This window comes from Mitsuokella jalaludinii DSM 13811, assembly GCF_000702905.1.
In the GTDB taxonomy this organism is placed as follows: Bacteria; Bacillota; Negativicutes; order Selenomonadales; family Selenomonadaceae; genus Mitsuokella; species Mitsuokella jalaludinii.
In genome coordinates, this window is the sequence record NZ_JNKR01000001.1 from 137,096 (window position 1) to 156,953 (window position 19,858).

General features: G+C 60.2%; 16 protein-coding genes and 1 pseudogene. 3 read left to right on the forward strand and 14 right to left on the reverse strand.

What is annotated here, in order from left to right; translation table 11 throughout:
• Window positions 1-27: 27 nt before the first annotated feature.
• The 3 genes from ftsZ to T518_RS00650 form a co-directional block, all read right to left on the reverse strand.
• Window positions 28-1,206 (reverse strand): cell division protein FtsZ, encoded by a 1,179-nt coding sequence (ftsZ, locus tag T518_RS00640; RefSeq protein WP_036373676.1) that lies wholly within the window; start codon window positions 1,204-1,206, stop codon window positions 28-30.
• 322 nt (window positions 1,207-1,528) lie between these two features.
• A complete protein-coding gene (locus T518_RS00645; protein ID WP_036373678.1) occupies window positions 1,529-2,419 on the reverse strand; it encodes a DMT family transporter in 891 nt (296 codons plus the stop codon).
• Between the two features lie 105 nt (window positions 2,420-2,524).
• Window positions 2,525-3,907, reverse strand: a complete 1,383-nt coding sequence (locus T518_RS00650) for a GntP family permease (protein WP_051652119.1) — start codon at window positions 3,905-3,907, stop codon at window positions 2,525-2,527.
• Window positions 3,908-4,282: 375 nt separating this feature from the next.
• Between T518_RS00650 and T518_RS00655 the strand changes: the two genes are divergently transcribed.
• Window positions 4,283-5,542, forward strand: a complete 1,260-nt coding sequence (locus T518_RS00655; RefSeq protein WP_036373683.1) for an NAD(P)-dependent oxidoreductase — start codon at window positions 4,283-4,285, stop codon at window positions 5,540-5,542.
• Between the two features lie 58 nt (window positions 5,543-5,600).
• On the opposite strand, the gene T518_RS00660 is transcribed toward T518_RS00655, so the two are convergent.
• From T518_RS00660 to T518_RS00675, 5 genes and pseudogenes are all read right to left on the reverse strand, one after another.
• Complete coding sequence (locus T518_RS00660; RefSeq protein WP_255241109.1) at window positions 5,601-6,764, reverse strand: EAL domain-containing protein; 1,164 nt, start codon at window positions 6,762-6,764, stop codon at window positions 5,601-5,603.
• A 54-nt stretch (window positions 6,765-6,818) separates the two neighbouring features.
• A pseudogene (locus T518_RS12290) lies at window positions 6,819-7,124 on the reverse strand (diguanylate cyclase domain-containing protein); the annotation flags it as partial.
• A 51-nt stretch (window positions 7,125-7,175) separates the two neighbouring features.
• Window positions 7,176-7,553, reverse strand: a complete 378-nt coding sequence (locus tag T518_RS00665; protein WP_162177172.1) for a hypothetical protein — start codon at window positions 7,551-7,553, stop codon at window positions 7,176-7,178.
• Between the two features lie 300 nt (window positions 7,554-7,853).
• A complete protein-coding gene (locus tag T518_RS00670; RefSeq protein WP_211248159.1) occupies window positions 7,854-8,276 on the reverse strand; it encodes a polysaccharide deacetylase family protein in 423 nt (140 codons plus the stop codon).
• A gap of 386 nt (window positions 8,277-8,662) precedes the next feature.
• Window positions 8,663-9,244, reverse strand: a complete 582-nt coding sequence (locus tag T518_RS00675; protein ID WP_036373694.1) for a flavodoxin family protein — start codon at window positions 9,242-9,244, stop codon at window positions 8,663-8,665.
• Window positions 9,245-9,366: 122 nt separating this feature from the next.
• Between T518_RS00675 and thiT the strand changes: the two genes are divergently transcribed.
• Window positions 9,367-9,975: an energy-coupled thiamine transporter ThiT gene (gene thiT / locus T518_RS00680; protein WP_244881828.1), complete on the forward strand. Its 609-nt coding sequence runs from the start codon at window positions 9,367-9,369 to the stop codon at window positions 9,973-9,975.
• 12 nt (window positions 9,976-9,987) lie between these two features.
• Window positions 9,988-11,139, forward strand: a complete 1,152-nt coding sequence (locus T518_RS00685; RefSeq protein WP_036373699.1) for an MFS transporter — start codon at window positions 9,988-9,990, stop codon at window positions 11,137-11,139.
• 53 nt (window positions 11,140-11,192) lie between these two features.
• Here the strand turns inward: T518_RS00685 and holA are convergent, their stop codons facing one another.
• The 6 genes from holA to T518_RS00715 form a co-directional block, all read right to left on the reverse strand.
• Window positions 11,193-12,215, reverse strand: coding sequence for a DNA polymerase III subunit delta (gene holA / locus T518_RS00690; RefSeq protein WP_036374431.1), 1,023 nt, complete (start codon window positions 12,213-12,215; stop codon window positions 11,193-11,195).
• Window positions 12,216-12,332: 117 nt separating this feature from the next.
• A complete protein-coding gene (gene gdhA, locus T518_RS00695) occupies window positions 12,333-13,682 on the reverse strand; it encodes an NADP-specific glutamate dehydrogenase (RefSeq protein WP_036373702.1) in 1,350 nt (449 codons plus the stop codon).
• 135 nt (window positions 13,683-13,817) lie between these two features.
• Window positions 13,818-16,406: a 3'-5' exonuclease gene (locus tag T518_RS00700; RefSeq protein ID WP_036373706.1), complete on the reverse strand. Its 2,589-nt coding sequence runs from the start codon at window positions 16,404-16,406 to the stop codon at window positions 13,818-13,820.
• 27 nt (window positions 16,407-16,433) lie between these two features.
• Window positions 16,434-18,854 carry a DNA internalization-related competence protein ComEC/Rec2 gene (locus T518_RS00705; RefSeq protein WP_036373708.1) on the reverse strand — a complete coding sequence of 807 codons (2,421 nt, stop codon included), beginning with the start codon at window positions 18,852-18,854 and terminating at the stop codon, window positions 16,434-16,436.
• Window positions 18,855-18,869: 15 nt separating this feature from the next.
• The gene (locus T518_RS00710; protein ID WP_036373711.1) at window positions 18,870-19,457 is read right to left on the reverse strand and encodes a ComEA family DNA-binding protein; all 588 of its coding nucleotides are present in this window, start codon (window positions 19,455-19,457) and stop codon (window positions 18,870-18,872) included.
• A gap of 146 nt (window positions 19,458-19,603) precedes the next feature.
• Window positions 19,604-19,834 carry a hypothetical protein gene (locus T518_RS00715; protein ID WP_036373713.1) on the reverse strand — a complete coding sequence of 77 codons (231 nt, stop codon included), beginning with the start codon at window positions 19,832-19,834 and terminating at the stop codon, window positions 19,604-19,606.
• Between the last annotated feature and the right edge of the window lie 24 nt (window positions 19,835-19,858).

Genomic DNA, 19,858 nt, shown 5'->3' on the forward strand with positions numbered 1-19,858 from the left:
CTATTTATTTCTTATTTCTGGTAGTTCTCATTTCTGATCTTTATCGTCAGGCGTCAGGCGGAATGCCGGGAAGGCAAAGGCGCCATTTGACGCGGGCTTCGCGGGCTCCGACTGCTGCCGCATGAAACTCGGCGGCTCCAGCGTGAATGAGTCGCGCTTCGGCGCGGCCTGCTGTACAGGCTGCTGCGCACTCGCCTTGGCGGGCTTCTCCTCTGCCTGCGCGGTGTTCTTGACCATGACGCCGTCCGTGAAGTCCGTCGCGATGATCGTGGCGCGCACATCGCCGCCGAGGGAATTGTCGATGACCGTGCCGAGGATGATGTTGACCTCGGGGTCCGTATGCTCGTAGATGTAGCGCGTCGCCTCATCGACATCGTAGAGGCTCAGCGTCTTGTCGCCCGTCAAGTTCAGGATGATGCCGCGCGCGCCGTCGAGGCTCTTGCTGATCAGCGGGCTGTCAACGGCCTGCTTGACGGCCTCTACCGCGCTGCGCGAGCTGCGCCCGATGCCGAGCAGGGCATCGCTCGACGCACTCTGGCGGAAGATCGTCGTGACATCCGCGAAGTCGACGTTGATGACGCCCGTCGTCAGGATCAGCTCTGCCACGCAGTTGATGGCCTGCTGCAGGATGCCATCGGCGCAGGAGAACGCCTTGACGAGCGTCATGTGGCGGTTCTCCGGCAGTTTCATGAGGTTGTCATTGGCCACGAGGATCAGCGCGTCCATCTGGGCCTGCATCTTCGCGAGGCCCTCATTGGCCAGGCGCTTCTTGCGGCTGCCCTCGAAGCTGAACGGCAGCGTGACGACGCCGACCGAGAGCGTCCCGAGGTCGTGCGCGATCTTGGCGACGACAGGCGCCGCCCCTGTGCCAGTACCACCGCCGAGGCCGGCCGTGACAAAGACGAGATCTGCGCCGTTCATCGCTTCGCGGATCTTATCCTTTGCGTCGAGGGCCGCCTTCTCGCCGAGCGCGATGTTGCCGCCCGTGCCGCGTCCCTTCGTCAGGTCCTCGCCAATCTGCAGCGTCTCGACGCCTTCTTCTGCCACGCGCGCGAGCTGCTTGGCATCGGTATTGATGGCGACCAGATCGATGTCGAGTTCTTTATGATGGCCCATGCGCATCAGGACGCTGTTGCCGCCACCGCCAACACCGAATACCTTGATCTTCACTTTCGGCTTTATGATTAACGTTTCTTCTGCTGCCATGCGCTCCTACTCCTCTCACATCAAAAATCTCTGAGAATTATTTCGCCATCTCAAAAACAATTTCCTGCCCCCGATGAAAATATAGGGCATTTCACCGAAAAGAGCAGGGCCGTCACACGCGGCTCTGCTCCCTTGCTTTTTCTCTATAGCGGATCAATGGAAGAGGAGTACGGCCAGGCAGGCCAGGACGATCTTCAGGCTATCGAGTTTCAAATATAACACTTCCTTATCTTAAATCGTGACACTTCATGACAATAATGATTCCGAGCAGATATGCATCTTCTGCTGATGAATACGATTATACAATGAAGCACCTTGTTTTTCAAGATGCACGGTGACGATCTTCCAGCAACGGACGCACCTGCGTCACGATCATTCCCGCGAGCATCAGGGCGCAGCCGAGAATCTGGACGGCCGTCATGCGCTCCCCGAGCAGCAGCCAGCTCGAGAGCACGCCGAAGACAGCCTCGAAACTCATGATGATGGCCGCCTGCCCCGGCTCCGCGTACTTCTGCCCCAAGATCTGCAGCGTAAAGGCCACGCCCGCCGACATGACGCCGCCGTAGAAGATGGCAAACCAGGCGTTGAGGACAGGCTGCACGGCCACTGTCTCAAAGCCAAGTGCCGCGATGAGGCTGCCCGCTGCGCAGACGCCGACCTGTGTGAGCGAGAGCTCGATGGGATCGACGAGGCTCGCGAAGCGGTCGATGAAGAGGATGTGGCCCGTCCAGAACAGCGCGCTGATGAAGACGAGGCCATCGCCGAAGCTCAGCGAGACGGCTCCGTGTATCGAGAGAAAGTAGAGGCCAAGCAAAGCCATCGCCGCGCCGACCCAGTTCTCCGGATGGATGCGCTTTCCGAGCAGCACCGCGCCGAGCGGCACGAAGATGATGTAGAGCGCCGTGATGAAGGCCGTCTTGCCGGCCGTCGTGTAGAGCATGGCCACCTGCTGCAGCGAGGTGGCGACCATCATGATGCAGCCGGCGCCGAGACCGGCCTTCCAGCCCGGTCGGTACGTGCCGGCGCGCTTTGCGCCCTCGCGCGAACCGCGCCAGGCATACCAGAGCCCCGCGAGGAACAATAGACCTAAGATGTAGCGTGCTGCGGCATAGGTGAACGGACCGAGCCCGTCCATGCCGACCATCTGCGCAACAAACGTCGTGCCCCAGATGAACGCAGCCAGCAGGAGCATGAGATTCCCGCGTAAATGCATGAATAAATCCTCCTATCAATCGTGCAGTCGTGCTATCGCCAAAAAGACGAGAAAAAACAGGCACGCGTATGCATGCCTGTCTCTATTGTATGATGTTTTCCCGCCTCAGGCAAGTCCCGTTACCATGTAGAACAGGATGCAGAGGAATGGGACGAAGAACTTGAGTCCCATGATGACCGCGATATCGAAGTACGAATCGTGATGCGTGAGGCCGCAGATTGCGAGCAGCGTGACGAGCGCGCCGCAGTGCGGGACCGGATCGATGCCGACCGAGGCGATGGCGACGATGCGGTGCAGGACCTCGAGTGGGATGCCAGCGGCCTGTGCCATGGCTGCCCACTGGTCACCGAGCATCGAGAGCGCGATCGTCAGGCCGCCCGAAGCGGAGCCCGTGATGCCAGCCATGATGTTCGTCGTGATGACGGCCGAGAGCAGCGGGCCGAACGAGTCCGCGATGCCGATGAGCGCCTGCGTGACAGGGACAAAGCCCGGCAGGCTCGTGATGACGCAGCCGAAGGCGTAGCCCGATGCGACATTGAGGACAGCTGTCGCCGACGAGATGGCCGCGTAGTTGATCGGTGCCAGGAAGCCGTCCATGACGATGAAGCGCTTGCGGCCGATGAAGGCTGCCGCAATGCTGCTGATGATGAGCGCGACCGTGATGGACCAGATGGCCGATACCTTGCCGACATTCGCCGCCAGCAGGCTGAGCTTGAGCGGCAGGAAGGCCGAGAGCGCCTCAGGATCCCAATGGAAGCCCCATTCCCATTTGAACGGGTTCGAGAGGATGATATTGATCACGATGACCATGACGAGCGGCAGCAGAGCCCAGTACCACGGGATGTGGATCTTCGGGCTCGGCTTGTGGTGCGGGCCGCCTTCGAAGTGGCGGCCATACCCCTCGCCGCGCGCCTTGAGGATTTTCGCACGGCGCGTCACCCAGCCCCAGCCGATCAGCAGGAACAGGAACGAGGCGAAGAGGCCAATGATTGGCGCCGACCACGTACTCGTCGAGAAGTACGAGGACGGGATGATGTTCTGGATCTGCGGGGTGCCTGGCAGGGCGACCATCGCGAAGGAGAAGATGCCGACCCAGAGCGTTGCTGGCAGCAGGCGCTTTGGGATGTCTGCCTTGCGGAAGACAACCGCACCAAATGGATACATGACGAAGGCGACGACAAAGACGGAAAGACCGCCGTATGTCAGTGCGCCGCAGCCCAGGAGGACTGCGAGAACAGCGCGCTTCTCGCCGAGCACATCGACGATTTTCGCCGCAACTGAGGAAGCCAGGCCGCCCTTCTCCATCAGGCGCGCAAAGACTGCACCGAACAGGAAGATCGGGTAGTATGACTTCGTGTACTCAGCCATGCGTGTCATGTAGAGCTCACTGTACGTCGGCAGGACGCCGAAAATACTCGCAAGCGCTGCAACACCTGCAAAAATTGGTGCGATCAGGATGATCGACCAGCCGCGGTAAGCAAAATACATGAGACCGATAAGGGCCACCGCAATACAGATTCCTTCTAACACAGACGGATCGTCCCCTTTCTTTCATGTTTTGCACCCCCCCGGTGCAAAACATGGAGAAAGACAGCCGGTCGGCTATTCCGGCTGCCTTTCATTTGTCTTACCCTGCGCCATGCATGATGGGAAGATATTCCTTGCATGATGCGCATTACCTCGTCTATCATAGCATTCCCCTTATTTATTGTCAACTGGTTAACTGTTAATATTTAATAATGACGTAATATTGAGAATATAACTGAAACTTGTCTCTCCGAAAAGTTTCGGTTACAATAAAGGAAATACACAGTCACTCCCCGAAAATGGGAACGGTACAACAAAAGGAATAGGTGATAGTGCATGGCCATCCATGTCATCAATGAGGCACGCCGCTGCCTCCAGTGCAAGAAGCCGCTCTGCCGCCTCAAAGGCTGCCCGGCTCAGACGAATATCCCCGAGATGATCCGGCTCTTCCTCGACGGACAGATCAATGAAGCAGGCGAGATGCTCTTCATCAACAACCCGATGAGCATCGTCTGCTCCCTCGTCTGCGACCACGAGAAGCAGTGCGAAGGCAACTGCATCCAGGGGCGCAAGGGTGCTCCGGTGCAGATCTCGAGCATCGAACATTACATCTCCGACATCTACCTCGACAAGGTCATCATGGAACACGAGCCGCCCAAGGGACAGAATGTCGCCATCATCGGCGCGGGCCCGGCCGGCATCACGGTCAGCGTCAAGCTCGCCCAGCTCGGCTACGATGTGACAATCTTCGAGCGCAAGAGCAAGCTCGGCGGCATGATGCGCTACGGCATCCCGTCCTTCCGCCTGCCGCTCGACATCCTCAACCGCTACCAGAAGAAGCTCGTCGAGCTCGGCATCCACATCCGCCCGAACACGACGATCGGCAGCATCCTGACGCTCGATACCCTGTTCAAAGACGGCTACGATGCTGTCTTCATCGGCTCCGGCGTCTGGCGTCCGCGTGGCCTCGGCGTGCGCGGCGAGAGCCTCGGCAACTGCCACTACGCCGTCGACTACCTGCAGAACCCGGATGTCTACCAGCTCGGCGACCGCGTCGCCGTCATCGGCTCGGGCAATTCCGCGATGGATGCCGCCCGCACAGCCATCCGCAAGGGCAGCCGCTTCGTCACCGTCTACGCGCGCCGCAATGAAGTCCGCGCGAGCATCCGCGAGTACGAGTACGCACAGGCAGACGGCGTCGAGTTTGATCTCTGCAAGGGCGTCGCCGCCATCACGAAGGACGGCCCGATGCTCTACGAGCGCCACTTCGATGCAGACGGCAACCTGCTCAGCGAAGATGAGCCGCAGCTCTACCCCGCCGACAGCACGATCATTGCCGTCAGCCAGGCCCCGAAGGACAAGATCGTCCGTACGACGACGGGCCTCGAGGTCGACAACCGCGGCCTCGTCGAAGTCGACGAGAACGGCGCTACGACACGCGAGGGCGTCTTCTCCGGCGGCGACGTCGTCCTCGGCCCGGCCAACGTCGTCGAAGTCGTCAAGGATGCCAAGCACGTCGCCAAGGCCATGGACGCCTACCTCACGCGCAAGCGCGAAGCAGCCAAAGAAAAGGACACCGCCAGCCAGGACAACTGAACGGGCAACAAAAAAACTTCCCATCCCGGGAAGTTTTTTTGTTGCCCGCTCGCTTCGCTCAAAGGGAGTCGGCATCGCGCGTGAGGTCCACGATCTCCGCCATGTGGATGTGGAAGCCCGGCAGGCCGGCCAGGGTCTTGGCGCGGACGCGCAGGCGCCTGCCGTCCAGCAGGAACGTCTCCGACACCTTGCAGGGACGGTTGCGCGTCACGCGGTCGGCATAGGCGCGCAACCTCTCCTTCCGCGCGTCATCGAGCGAATGGATGATCCAGTTGACGGCGCGCCGCCCCGAGATGCCCACGCCCTTCATGACCTTCCGATAAGCGTCGTTCTCGTAGGCCATGTACAGATTCCGGCCATCGTCGAGGAACAGGGCCACCGGCGAAGCCATGATGACATTGAAGAGGCCTGCCTTCTCATAGATGCGCGCTTCCTCGCGCGTCTCTGCGCGCAGATGACGCTCCTGGCAATGCACGAGCAGCTCGTCATACGGCATCGGGCGCCCGTAATGATAGCCCTGTATCTTCTCGCAGCCGATGCTGCGAAGGAACCTCACCTGCTCCCTCGTCTCGACACCCTCTGCCAATGTGTGGATGCCGATGGCCTTGGCCATCATGACAACCGATGTGATAATCTTGCGACTCGTGTCATTGAAGGCGCGCAGGAACTCCATGTCGATCTTGAGCTCATCGAAATGGTAATCCTTGAGCACATTCAGGGAAGAGTAGCCGCTGCCAAAATCATCGAGCCAAACTGAATAGCCATTGCCGCGGAAGCGGTCAATCATCTTCAAGATCTTGTCGCTGTCCTGCACCATGGCCGTCTCCGTGATCTCGATGCGCAGGTAATCGCGCGGCAGCTCATTCTCCCGGACGACCGCCTCGATCTCTGAAAGGACATCCATGAGCTGGAAATCCATGCGCGACACATTGAACGAGATCGGCACGATGGGCCGATGTGCATCGATCTGCCTGCGGAGCTGGCGCCCACATTCCCGTATGACATAGCGGTCGAGCTTGTCGATGAGGCGCTCCTCCTCGAGCACCGGGATGAACTGATCGGGGCGCAGGAATCCGTAAACCGGGTCACGCCAGCGCGCCAAGGCCTCCATGCCTGCGAGTTTCCCCGTCAACGTGCGCACGACTGGCTGGTAGTAGATCTCGATGTAGCCGTTCTCGACGGCCTCGTCGATGTGGGAGATGACATAGGAGCGAATCTCCAATTCCTGCCGGAGATGCTCTGAGAAGATGCAGTAGGCGCGGCTGCGCTCCTTCTTGATGGAATCACAGGCCGCCTTCGCCTGCTCGCAGGCCATGCTGACCGGCACGCGCTCCTGTGGCGAGAAGTAGCGTATGCCCGCGTGCAGGTACGTGTTCTCCCCCTCGAGCAGGCCATTGACTTCCTGCACGGCCTCCTCAATGCGGCTCTGCGCATCGCCTGCCGGCACCAAGGCCATGAAGATATCCGACGACATGCGGGCCAGTGGCGCATCGGGAAAGGTGTGCCGCAGGACCGCCGCGATCTTGCACAGGAAATCATCGCCGCCCTCCGCACCGTACGTCCATTGTACTGCTTGAAGTTCGTCAGATTGAAGTACGCCAGCGCGTCCCTGCCGTAGACGCCTTCAGCGCGGTCAGCTTCCTCGCGCTCCGACACCTTGGAAAAAAAAGAGGTGCCTGCCCATGAGATTCGTCAGGGCATCGCGCTCCACCGCGAGAAAGCGCGCGTAGACATCGACGAGCAAGAGCGACCAGAGCCATACGCCGCGGTGGCAGACACGGCGTATCGAACCCTCGACCGAGCGGAACCGGCCCGTCTTCGTGCAGATGCAGAAGGAAAGATACGAGTAACTGACCGGCAGGCCCCCCTGCAGAGCACTGCCGTGTTGCATCGCCTTCTCCACCATCATGGCAATGGACTCGTAATGCTCTGGCAAGACCATGCCGCGGAACGATGCCCCCGTCAGCTCAAAGAACTCCCTCTGTGACTGACAGTCATACAGATCTTGCATCGCTTCATTGGCACAAAAAATGCTTTCATCCGCCCGGAACAGAGCCACAGCCCCCGGCATGAGATTGAGCACCTCATCCGATACATTCGTTGATTCCATGCCCTATTGAGCACCTCTTTTCCAAATAGTGTATACAAATGGCATCCAAATGTAACATTTTTCGCAGAAACTACCTCATATGCTACCATATTGTCACAGAGAAGACAATAACCGTGCTAAAAATGATTTTATTCATAAAAACAAGGTCTAGGAAATATTGACAAGAATAATATTTCCTAGACCTGATATAGATATCAACTATTAAAAATCAATCCGCTTCTCACGCATATCCTTCGGTGTCACCATGCGTTGGTCGTAGCCATCTATAAGATAATCTCCGAGCAGCCCGACCTTGAACTTCTTCGGGTCGCCTTCCGGACGTTGATCATTCTTCGTCAGCAGCAAATCAAGTGCATACGGCGTGCGCGTGGCCGTTCCACTCATATGCATAATCATGATGGCGCCGCGGCGCACATCGCCGTTGCGCTTGTGGACGATGTGGTCCATGATGCCCTCAAGTGACTCCATGGAAACAGAGCCATAGTCCTCGGCACTGCCTGAGCCGCTGACCAAGTAAGTGAACCCCTCGTCTAATGCAACGGCACAGCCCGGACGGCTGACTGCCAATTCTGGCGGACGTAGGAGCCGCGTAAGGCCATAGCGGCTGCCCCCCTCAATCTTCATATCACCGATGGTATTGAACAATTTCTCATACGAGGATCGGACGTTCTGGCGATACGTTGCATCGTCTTCCACAATATAGCTTCTTCCCTTCTCATCCACGCGCAGCATTGGCACATGATGGTCGGTATGGCTGCCCACCTCATTGCCGTCTGCCACAATGGCACGAAAAAGTCAACCGATACACATTCCTCAACCCTCTCTCATGATACACGTTCAGATGCAATAGCTACCTTTACAGATGATACTGTCAACTTTAAGCACATTTTGTTTTAATTTATTATACTACACGTTTTTGTAATTATCTACATCTCTTGATGAATGATTCGTCTTTTCTATTTTATTTCTTCCAAAAAAAATAGGCCCGCTAAAGGAGCCAAATTATGCGATTAATCTTTATCTGTCTTTTTTTGCCGCAAAGCCGCCAGCTTGGCTGCCTTCTTTGCCAGGAACCGCTCGCGCATGGCCATCTTGTGCTTCATGCGATCGACAAGATCCTTAGCGTCGGCAATGTCCTGTGCATCGGGATGCGTGGAGGCGAGTTTCCAACGCTCCATGCTCTGGGGACCGCCGTGCGGGTCGTCTGGACCTGCGTTCTTGCGCTTGGCGAGCATCGCAGGGTTGATCTTGCCGCGGCAGCCGAACGTGCCGAGGATCGTGCAGCCGGGGCCGAGATTGTATCCAGCACGCGCGAAGCTCGTGATGGCGTGCTCGCTCGTCGGTGACGTGCCATGCGTCTGGAAGAACACGACCTGTGCATCGCGGACCTTTGGCAGATACTTGAGCATCAGCGGGTCCGGCTGCCCGAGGCGGAGCCAGTAGCCGAGTGCCACCACCTCATAGCTCGAGAGGTCCTCCGGCGCATCCTGCACGCAAAAGACATCGGCGTCTCCTGCCTGCTCTGCGATTGCCTCTGCGATCGTTCTCGTATTGCCCGTAACTGACGAATAAATAACGGCCCATTTTCCCATGTTCGTATCCTCCTCTTTCACTCTCTGTATCGTAGCACAACGCCTTGTATTTCACAGTAACCTTTGTTACAATGAGAGTCGTTGTAAATCGTCTCACATTAATATTAGAAAGAAGTGTTATCATGACTGAACTTCTCGCCTCGCCGACAGCAGGCTTTGCCATGCTCGGCACGCTCGTGCTGATCCTCGGCGGGCTCTACACGCGCCACATCCGCCTGACAACGCGCACGATCATCGACATCGCGCTGATGCTCGCACTGACCATCGTACTCCATCAGATTCGCATCTTCCACATGCCGCAGGGCGGCAGTGTCACGCTCGGTGCCATGGTCCCGCTGCTCCTGCTCTCGTACCGCTATGGGCCCGGCATCGGCGCGCTCGCCGGCTTCCTCTACGGCCTCATCAACATCATCCAGGACCCCTTCATCGTCCATCCAGTGCAGGTGCTCTTCGACTACCCGCTGCCGTACATGGCGATGGGCCTCGCAGGCCTCTGGAGCGGCCATCTCTATCGCGGTACGGCGCTCGCGTTTCTCGCGCGCTTCCTCTGCCATGTGGTGTCCGGCGTCGTCTTCTTCGCCTCGTACGCACCGGAGGGGATGAACCCGCTCGCCTACTCGCTCGTCTTCAACGCGACGTATCTCATCCCGGAGTTCGTGATCTGCTGCATCATCCTGCGCCTGCTGCCCATCAGACGCCTGCTCGCGGCCATGGGCGGGCAGTCCCGTTAAGGAGGTATCTGTATGAAAAAAGACGGCACCTGGCTACTGAGCACAGGCCACTTCCTCAATGATTTCTACTGCAATTTCCTGCCGATCCTGCTGCCGATCATCATGCCGCAACTCGGCATCTCGCTGACGGTCAGCGGCCTTCTTGTCATGGTCCTGTCCATCACGAGCAACATGATGCAGCCCGTCTTCGGCTACGTCATGGACCGCCACAACCTCAGCCGCATCCTCATACCGGTCATCCCGTTCGGCGCCATCTGCATCTGCTCGATTGGCCTGATCTCGACGAAGGCGATGCTCTTCACCATCATTGCCCTCACGGGGCTCTCCGTCTCGGCCTTCCACCCGCTCGGCTCGACGCTCGTCGCCAAGACGGCGCCGTCGGAACGCCAGGGCCGCTCGATGTCGTACTACATCGCGGGCGGCAACCTCGGCTACGCGCTCGCGCCGATCATCGTCATCGCCTTCCTCGACCGCTTCTCGATGGCAGAGCTTCCGTGGCTCATGGTGCCCGCCTTCCTCTTCGCCTTCGTCTGCCTCAAGAGCGGCCTGACGCGCTTCTCGACAGTCGCGGAGCAAGCCAAGGGCAAGGTCTTCCACCTGCGCGAAGTTTTCCACAATGCTGCCATCCTGCGCCTCAACGTCGCAATGGGCCTGCGCTGCTGCACGCATGTCTCGATGTCGACGCTCCTGCCCCTGCTGCTCGTCAGCCACGGCTACTCGGGCATCCTGTCAGGCACGCTCCTGACGTTCTTCCTCGTCGGCTGCACGGTTGGCGGGCTCGTCGGCGGCTACCTCGGCGACCGCATCGCCCACAAGCGCATCATCATCATCGCACTGACCCTCGCAATCTTCCCGACGGTCTACTTCTACCTGCATCCTGGCACGGAGCCGCTGTCACTCATCGCACTCTTCCTCACAGGGGCCCTGCTGCTCGCGCCGCAGCCGAGTTCTCTCGTCTGGGCACAGCGCGCCATGCCCGGCAGTGAGGGCATGGCTTCGGGCATGATGCTCGGCTTCTCGTTCGGCCTCGGCAGCCTCGGCACGGCCATCACCGCCGCCCTCGGCGACCAGATTGGCCTGACGCCGGCGCTGCTCGTCTCCTCGCTGACACTGCCGCTCGCCGCCATCTGCACGGTCTTTGCGCCGTTCCCTCAGAAAAAATGATCTTGTGTATAGAAACGCCATGGATTGCCGCACACAGCAGTCCATGGCGTTTTTCATCTCCTGCAGAGCGTGATGACAGCCTCTTCGAGCATCTCATTGCCGGCCTGTCCCGTCTTGAGCAGATAGTCGGCATCGATGAGCCGCAGCATCGCGCACTTCAAGGTATCCTCCTTGAAGGCAGCGGCCGCCCGCCCGAGTTTCTCGGCGATGAAGGGATTGAGCTCCAGTGGCTTGGCGAGCGCCTTGCCGCGCACGCCCCTCTTCATGAGCACCTTCGCCTGCCAGAGCTGGCGCACGTGGCGCGTCAGCAGGGCCAGCAGCACGGTGAAGTACGTGCCGTCTGCCAATTGACGGTGCAGCAGCATCAGGGCCTTCTTGCTGTCGCGCGCGCTGATGGCATCCATGAGCGCAAAGACCGAGACTTCCGGCAGGCCCGAGAAGACTTCGACGAGCTCCGCCTTCGTGATGCGCCGCCCCTCGCTGAAGAGCGCGAGCTTGTCGAACTCCTTATCGAGGTACGAGAGCGAGATCTGCTGCATCATGCTGACAGCTCCAGCAAAGTAGGCGTAAGCATCGCGGTCCATCTCCTTGTGGATGGCGCGCAGCTTGTCCTGCAGCCAGTCCTGGATGTTCCAGGCGCGCAAGGGCTCCGCCTCGAGCACAAGGCCATTTTTTGACAATGCCTTGTAGAGCTTTCGCCGCTTGTCCGCCTTGTAGGGCGCGACGAAGATCAAGTAGCTGTAGGGCGGCATGTTGCCGAGCTGATGGCAGAGCGCCTCGAGCTCCTTGGTATCAGCAGGCGCCTTGTTCTCCCGGAAGAGATTCGTCCCCGAAAGGGCGATGACATTCTTGTCGGCAAAGAATGGCGCCGCTTCGATGCTCGCGAGCAGGTCTGCGAGCGCCATGTCGCCATTGACCTTCTGCAGCGCATCCTCCATGCCGACGCCGTCCGGGAAGAGCCTCCCGAGCAGGGCCCCCTTCGCCTTATCGATGTAGTACGGCTCCTCGCCGCTCAGCAGGAATACATGCGGCAGCTCCCCCTTGCGGATGGCCGCCATGAACTCGCCGAATTTCACCAGCAACGCCCCTTTCCAAAGTCTTTCTTCCTGATAGCATTATAGCATAAAAGAACGCCGCTCCACCAAAAGATGAAGCGGCGCTTTTGTGCCCGTCCGTATCGGGAAAGCTCTCGGTCAGACAAGCCCCTGAGCCAGCATGACATCGGCGACGCGCACGAAGGCTGTGATATTCGCACCGGCGACAAGGTCGTCGGGGTCTGCGTATTTCTCGGCATTCTTGCGAGCGCTCTCGTAGATGTTCTTCATGATAGCCTTGAGGCGGCCATCGACTTCCTCGAACGTCCACTGCAGGCGCTCCGAGTTCTGCGCCATCTCGAGGGCTGAGACAGCGACACCGCCGGCATTTGCAGCCTTGGCTGGCGCGAAGAGGACCTTTTGCTGCTGGAAGTAGGCGATGGCGTCGAGCGAGGACGGCATGTTCGCGCCCTCGCCGACAGCTGTAACACCGTTGGCGACGAGCGCCTTGGCGCTCGCGAGGTCGATCTCGCCCTGCGTCGCGCACGGCAGCGCGATGTCGCACTTGACCGTCCAGACACCGCGGCAGCCCTCGTGGTACTCAGCCTGCGGATGCTTCTCGACGTACTCCTTGATGCGGCCGCGGCGCACCTGCTTGATCTCCTTGACAGCGGCGAGGTCGATGCCTTCCGGGTCGTAGATGTAGCCGTTCGAGTCGGAGCAAGTGACGACCTTCGCGCCGTACTCCTGCGCCTTCTCGATGGCATACGTCGCGACATTGCCCGAGCCAGAGACGACAATCGTCTTGCCTGCAAGGTCAATGCCCTTGGCATCGAGCATATTCTTGACGAAGTACAGCAGGCCGTAGCCCGTCGCTTCCGTGCGCGCAAGAGAACCCCAGTAATCGACGCGCTTGCCCGTCAGCACGCCGGCGTCGTAGCTGTCGCGGATGCGCTTGTACTGGCCGAAGAGATAGCCGATCTCGCGGCCGCCGACGCCGATGTCCCCGGCCGGCACGTCGACATTCGGGCCAATGTGGCGGCAGAGCTCCGTCATGAAACTCTGGCAGAAGTGCATGACCTCATTGTCGCTGCGCCCGTGCGGGTCAAAGTCCGAGCCACCCTTGGCGCCGCCGATTGGCAGTCCCGTCAGGGCATTCTTGTAGACCTGCTCGAAGGCCAGGAACTTCAGGACATCGAGCGTGACGCTCGGATGGAAGCGCAGGCCGCCCTTGTAGGGGCCCATCGCGCTCGACATCTGGACGCGGTAGCCGCGGTTGACCTGGACCTCGCCCTTGTCGTCCTGCCAGACCACGCGGAAGGAGACGGTGCGCTCTGGCTCGACCATGCGCTCCAGGATCTTGTTCTCCCTGTACTCCGGATGCACTTCCAGGACTGGGACAATGCTCGAGAATACCTCGGATACCGTGTCGTGGAACATCTTCTGCTCTGGATCCTTCTGCTCGATGCTCGCGAGCACATCCTCAACATACTGTTTCATATCAGCCAAAACTAACCCTTCCTTTCCAAATCGAAAATCCCCATTCAGGCTTACAACGTTACAGTCATAGCCATCTAAAAAAATTATACTATACGAGCGCGGCAATGTATATAGTATTTCAAAAAGAAGTATAATTCCAACATCTCACTCATTCTGCACGAACTCGCGCGGCAGGTCGAGCAGGAAACGGCTCATGTGCGTGTAGTGGCCGTATTGCGTCTGGCACCAGGACAGGAAGAGCTGGCGCTTCGGACGCGTGATGGCGACGTAGAAGAGGCGCGCTTCCTCATCGAGGCTGTCGTTCTTCTCTGCCTGGAGTCCCGGGAACGTCCCCTCCTGCAGGCCCGCGACGAAGACGTAGTCGAACTCCGCGCCCTTTGCCTGATGCACGGTGACGATGGGGATCTGCTGCCGCTTCGTCATGGCGTCGAGGTTCGTGTTGGAGAGTGTCACGTAGTTGAGGAAGCGCATCAAGGCGTCGAATGGGCGCGCCTCGCTGTCGTCCATCGCGCGCGCCTGCCGGAAGAGGTCGCGAAGGTTCTCGATACGCTGCGCCTCCCCGCGCCTGCGGTAGTAATCATCGATGCCGATGTCCACGACGATCTTGGCGAGCAGCTGCCAGGGGCGCATCCTCACGGCCTCGCGCCGGATGGAGCTGATGTGTCCCGCGAGCTCGTTGAATACATCCTGCCACTTCTCCATGAATTCCTTGCGCTCTCTGGCATGCGGGCGTATATCCTTCTCGATGGCGTAGACGAGGATCTCGGCCGTCGCGCAGACATCGTCCATTGCATCGTGTGTAGAGCGGTGCGAGACATGACAGAATTCGCCGAGGTACTCGAGCTTGTGGTTCGGCAGGTTCGGGTAGAAGCGGCGAAAGATGTCGAGCGTGTCGTAGTAACGCCGGTACGCGAGTGGCGGCAGGCCGAGCCGCGCGAGCTCGCTGCCGAGGATGCTGAGGTCATACGTGACGTTGTGGCCGACGATGACGCTGCCCGCGGCAAAGGCGCAGAACTCGCGCAGGACTTCCTCCGGCTCCTGGCCTTCCTGCTGCAGTAATGCGTCGCTGATCTTGTGCACCTTGTAGCTGTCTCCAACAGAGCGGCGTGCCTTCAAGAGGCGCTTGAACTCAGCCTTTGCCTTCCCGTCCCGGCCGAGACGCAGGCCGGCAATCTGGATGATCTCATCGCGCGTCGGGTCGACACCCGTCGCCTCGACGTCGAAGACGACGATATCCTCCGCCTCGAACGCCTCTACAAGCACTGCGAACGGGTCGCCCGTGCGCCGCGCATCCTCGTCGAGGTAATCCGTGATGCGGATGCCAGCCCGGCGATACGACTCGTGCGAGATCTTGCGTATTGTGCCCGGGCCGATGCCCCTGCCGAAGCGGTTGAGAATGCGCACGAAGCTCGCCGCATCGTGCGGGTTGACGACGAGCCGCAGGAAGGCCAGCGCGTCCTTGACCTCCTGCCGCCGGAAGAACTTGAGCTCATCGAGTAGCATGAAGGGCAGGCGCTCGCCCTCCGCCAGATGGCAACCAAGGTTGCGGAAGTAGAGCGACAGGTCTTTATTGTAGCGGTTGCTGCGCGTCAGGATGCAGACGCGCCCGTAATCCTCCACCGGCAGCTGTTGGATCTTGTAGTAGATCCACTGTGCTTCCTCCGCGAAGCTCATCGCGCCCTTCAGCACGATGGGCAGGCCGTGCTCAGCGCTGACCGCATGGATGCCCTCGGGGTAGAGCGCCGAGACGCGCTCGGGGAAGCGGTTCTTCAGCCACGCGAAGGACGCGCTCAAGAGGACCTGCGTCGAGCGGTAGTTCTCCGTCAGCACGATGCGGCGCGGATGCCAGTCGCGCTGATAGGCGCGCAGGACGACCTCGGGATGCGAGCCGCGCCACTCGTAGATGGTCTGGAAGTAATCGCCGCAGAGCAGCAGGCGGCTGCTGCCGAAGATGCGCGAGAGGATGCGGTACTCGAGCTCGCTCGTGTCCTGCACCTCGTCGATGTTGATGTAGAGGAAGCGGCGCGCCCACTTGATGGCGATATCCGCCTGAGCAAAGAGCGCTTCGGCCTGCACGATGAGATCCGTGAAGTCGAGGCCGTGCACATCGTGGAGGCGCGCATCGTAACGCGCCGCGATTGTCGGGCCCCAGGCCTGCCACGCTTCGAAGAGCTGGCGGTAGAACTGGTAGTGCTCTGTGACGGCAAGCTTCCGGACAGCAGCGGGGTCTTCTGCCAATAATCTCTGCAGGGCAGCCTTGTAGTCGGCCTCAGCATCATCCGTCTGGAGGCCGTACGCCGTCCGCGCTTCCTTCAAGAGAGCAATCAAGGATTGGACGGAGCGCACGGGCCAATCCTCGGACAGGAGATCTCGGATGATGGCGAGGCAGTCCGCCTCATCGAAGATCGTGAAGTCCGCGAAGATATCCGAGTGGCGCTTGGCCTCCGTCTTGATGACGTCGTAGCAGAAGCCATGGAACGTCCGGACGAGCACGCGCCGCCCGGCCTCGCCGGCGCGCAGGACGATGCGCTCCTTCATCTCACGGCACGCCTTGTTCGTGAAAGTCAGGCAGAGAATCTCCTCCGGCTCGGCCCGCTCTGCCGCCAGTATGTTGGCGATGCGGCAGGCCAGCGTATTCGTCTTGCCCGTACCAGCGGGCGCGAGCAAGAGGATGTTGTCCGACAGGTTCTCCACCGCCTCGCGCTGCGCCGGATTCAGTTCTGCAAATTCCATACGATCACCTCAAGATCTGCCAATACGTCACGACTGCTTGACATGCGTCCTCACCCACATCTTCTCTCCGTCCGTCTCAAAGACGATGGCCCCTGCCTGGTCCGTGCGCAGGATCTCGATGCCCTGCTGCTCATAGCGGCGCAGGACCTCTTCCTTCGGGTGGCCAAAGGAATTCTCGAAGCCCACACAGAAGACACCGTAGCGCGGCTTGACAGTCTGAAGGAATGCCAGCGAGCTCGATGTCGCGGAGCCGTGGTGGCCGGCCTTGAGGACCGCTGCCCGCACGTCTTTGCCCGTCTCCAATAGCTTTGCCTCCTGTTCCTTGACGAGGTCGCCCGTGAAGAGGAACTGCGCCCTGCCGTAGGAAACGCGGTAGACGTTTGAGACTTCATTGCCCGTGCCGCCGCCCTCCGGCGCAGGCGGGGCAAACAGCACCTCCACCTTGACGCCGTCTATGGTCAAAGCATCGCCCTCCTGCGCCCGGCTGAACTTCTGCAGCAAAGGGTCGGCATCGCCTATCCCCATGCTGCGCGCATAGGCGGCCGTGCCCTCGTCCGCCGTGTATACATGGCCGACCGGCATCTTCTGCAGGATGGCACCGCAGCCTTGTGCGTGGTCCTCGTGCGCGTGCGTCAGGAAGACAGCCTCGACCTCCCGGATGCCGTGATGCAGGAGATACGGCACATCGACGCGCGCGCCGATATCGAAGCTGCCATTGCGCGTGCCGCCCGTATCAATGAGCAGAGCCCGCCCCCTCGGCGTCACGACGAGCGCCGCATCGCCCTGTCCCACATCGAGGAAGTGGACCGCGAGGCGCTCCGGCGTGACTGCACGGTAGACTGCGACAGCAGCCGCCAACGCGAGAAACAGCGCGAACGCCGGCCGTCGCCAGGGCACAAGGCGGGTCCGCAGCCATTCCCGCTGCTCTTCTGTCAGCAGCAGAGTGCCCAACGCGAAGTAGTAGAGCACGACAGCAGGCCAGCCCATCGCCGAGAGGTAGAAGATGCCGCCTGGGAGACTCGCGAGTACGTGTGCGAGCTCCGCCGCCAATCCCAGCAGCAAACTCGTCAAAGCGAAGACGATATGGCCGAGAAGCGGCAGCAGGAAGGCCACGAGCCCCGCAAAGAGCCCGAGGATGATGATGAGCTCCAGGATGGGCACGACGAGCAGATTAGCGAGCAGTGCCGAAAGCGACACCTGCCCGAAGTACCAGGCGAGCACAGGAAGCGTCGCGAGCTGCGCTGAAAGGGTGATGGCGAGGCCCATCGCTAGGACATCTGGCATGCCCCTCGCGCGCAGCCATGCCCGGAAAACAGGCGCGAGGAACAAGAGCCCGGCCGTCGCCAGATATGACAGCTCGAAGCTGATGTGGAAGAGCAGCAGCGGGTTCCAGAGCAGCATGAAAATGCCCGTCAGCAGCAGGACACAGCGCGATTCGCGCTCGCGCCCGAGCGCCAGGGCCAGGAAGGCCAGTCCGCCCATGATGGCCGAGCGGATGACAGGCGGCACGCAGCCCGCCAGGATGCTGTAGAGGGCGATGCAGGAGAGCACGAGCGCAGCAGAGACGGTGCGCGGCAGGCGCAGCGCCGCGGCCAGCCAGGCCATGACAGCCGCAATGAGGCTGATGTGCGAGCCCGACACCGAGAGGATGTGCACGATGCCCGTCGCCTGGAAGTCCGCGACGAGGTCCTCAGAGAGCCCTTGATAGCCGCCGAACAGCATGGCAAAGACGGCCGCGGCATCTTCCTTCGGCATGGCGCGCTCCATGCCCGTCCTGTAATGTTCGCGGATCCCGGCAATGAAGCGCCGGAATGCATGGCCTTCGCGTGCCTCGGTCTTCGCGCCGCCCTTGCCCGCCACGACGCTCGCCGTGATGCCGTCGGAGCGCAAGAGGAGAGCTGTGTCAAGCTGGCCGGGATTCTGGTAGCCGCGCGGCAGGCGCACCCTGCCCGAGGCCGTCACAGCATCGCCGATGCGAGCGACCTTATCCGGCATGACGGACGCCCTCGCGTAGAGATAGCACTTCCCTGCGGCCTTCTGCCAGTCGCCGCCCGGGCGCCTGACCTGCTCCACCGCCACGAGATAGCGGACCTTGTAGATGCGGCTGCCATCCGGCAGCACCGCCTGCGTCCAGCGCGGCTCATCGTCGATCGTGCCGCTGACCTTGACCTCTGCGCCCGCCCCCGCGAAATACGAGATGTCCGCCGGCGGCAGAAAGAGCGCCGCCTGCAGCCGGACGATGCCGAGTGCGAAGAAGAGCAGCAGCACCATGATGGCGCAGAGACGGTTCCCGCGCCATAGCAGGAGCAAAGATGCAAGCAGCAAGGCAGCCAGAGCAGCCCCTCCCCAGCGGATGGAGAACGACTGTGCAAGCGACAGCTCAATGCCAAGTGCCAGCACGAGCAGCACAGCGGCGAGGAAGAGTACGGGATACTGTCCTGTCTTCATGATACCCTCCCGATATTAAAGGCAGATCTTGTCCTTCATCTTCTCGAATTTCGCCTCACCGATGCCCTTGACTTTCTTGATGTCCTCGATTGCGGTGAAAGCTCCCTCCGTCTCGCGGTACTCGATGATGCGCTTGGCCATGGCGGGGCCGATGCCAGGCAGCGCATCGAGCTCCTCCGCGCTGGCCGTGTTGATATTGATGGGGCCGTCCGCCTTCGTCTTGACTGCAGAGGAGGCCTTGCCGGTATTTGCCGGCAAAGCAGAGCTCCCCGCCTGCTTCTCCGGCACGCGGACCTGCTGTCCGTCCTTGAGCACCTGCGCCATGTTGACCTTCTCGCCGTCAGCTGTCGGCAGCAGTCCGCCGCAGGCCTTGACCGCATCCGCCATGCGCGCGCCCTCCCTGACGGTCACGACGCCGGGCTTGTTGATGGCCCCCGTCACATACACCGTGATCTCCGCGCGGTCTTCCTGACTGACAGCCTGCGAGGCTGCATCGAGCTGGATGCTCTCCTTCTCCTGCATGTAGCAGCCATAGTAGGTGCCCCCGGCCACTGCCAGGACGATCAGCAGCAGGATCAGCATCGATTTCCGGTACATCGGCAAGATAATCGCCTCCTTTGACTCTGGCAATTGGATTGCAGACGAGTGTATCCCTGTTAAGAACATTCGCCCTCAACGAAAAAAACTCCTGCCTCAGCAGGAGTTTTCGGAATCAAAATGATGGCAAAGGATGGCGGCCGCGCCATGACTCAGGCAATGGCAGCGCGCACGCGGAAGTAATCTTCGAGGTAGCTCGTCCAGCCGATGTCGTAGATCGTCTCTTCCCCGATCTCGTTCTGATAGAGTGCGAGGACGATCATCATGAGTGAATCGGCCACATAGCAGTCATCGGCCATGCCCATCTCCTCGTAGTTCTCGTAAATCGGAACGACGATGCGCGTCAGGCGCTCTTTCGACATGCTCGCAATGATATCGTACATCGCCTCACAGTATTCCATTGTGTC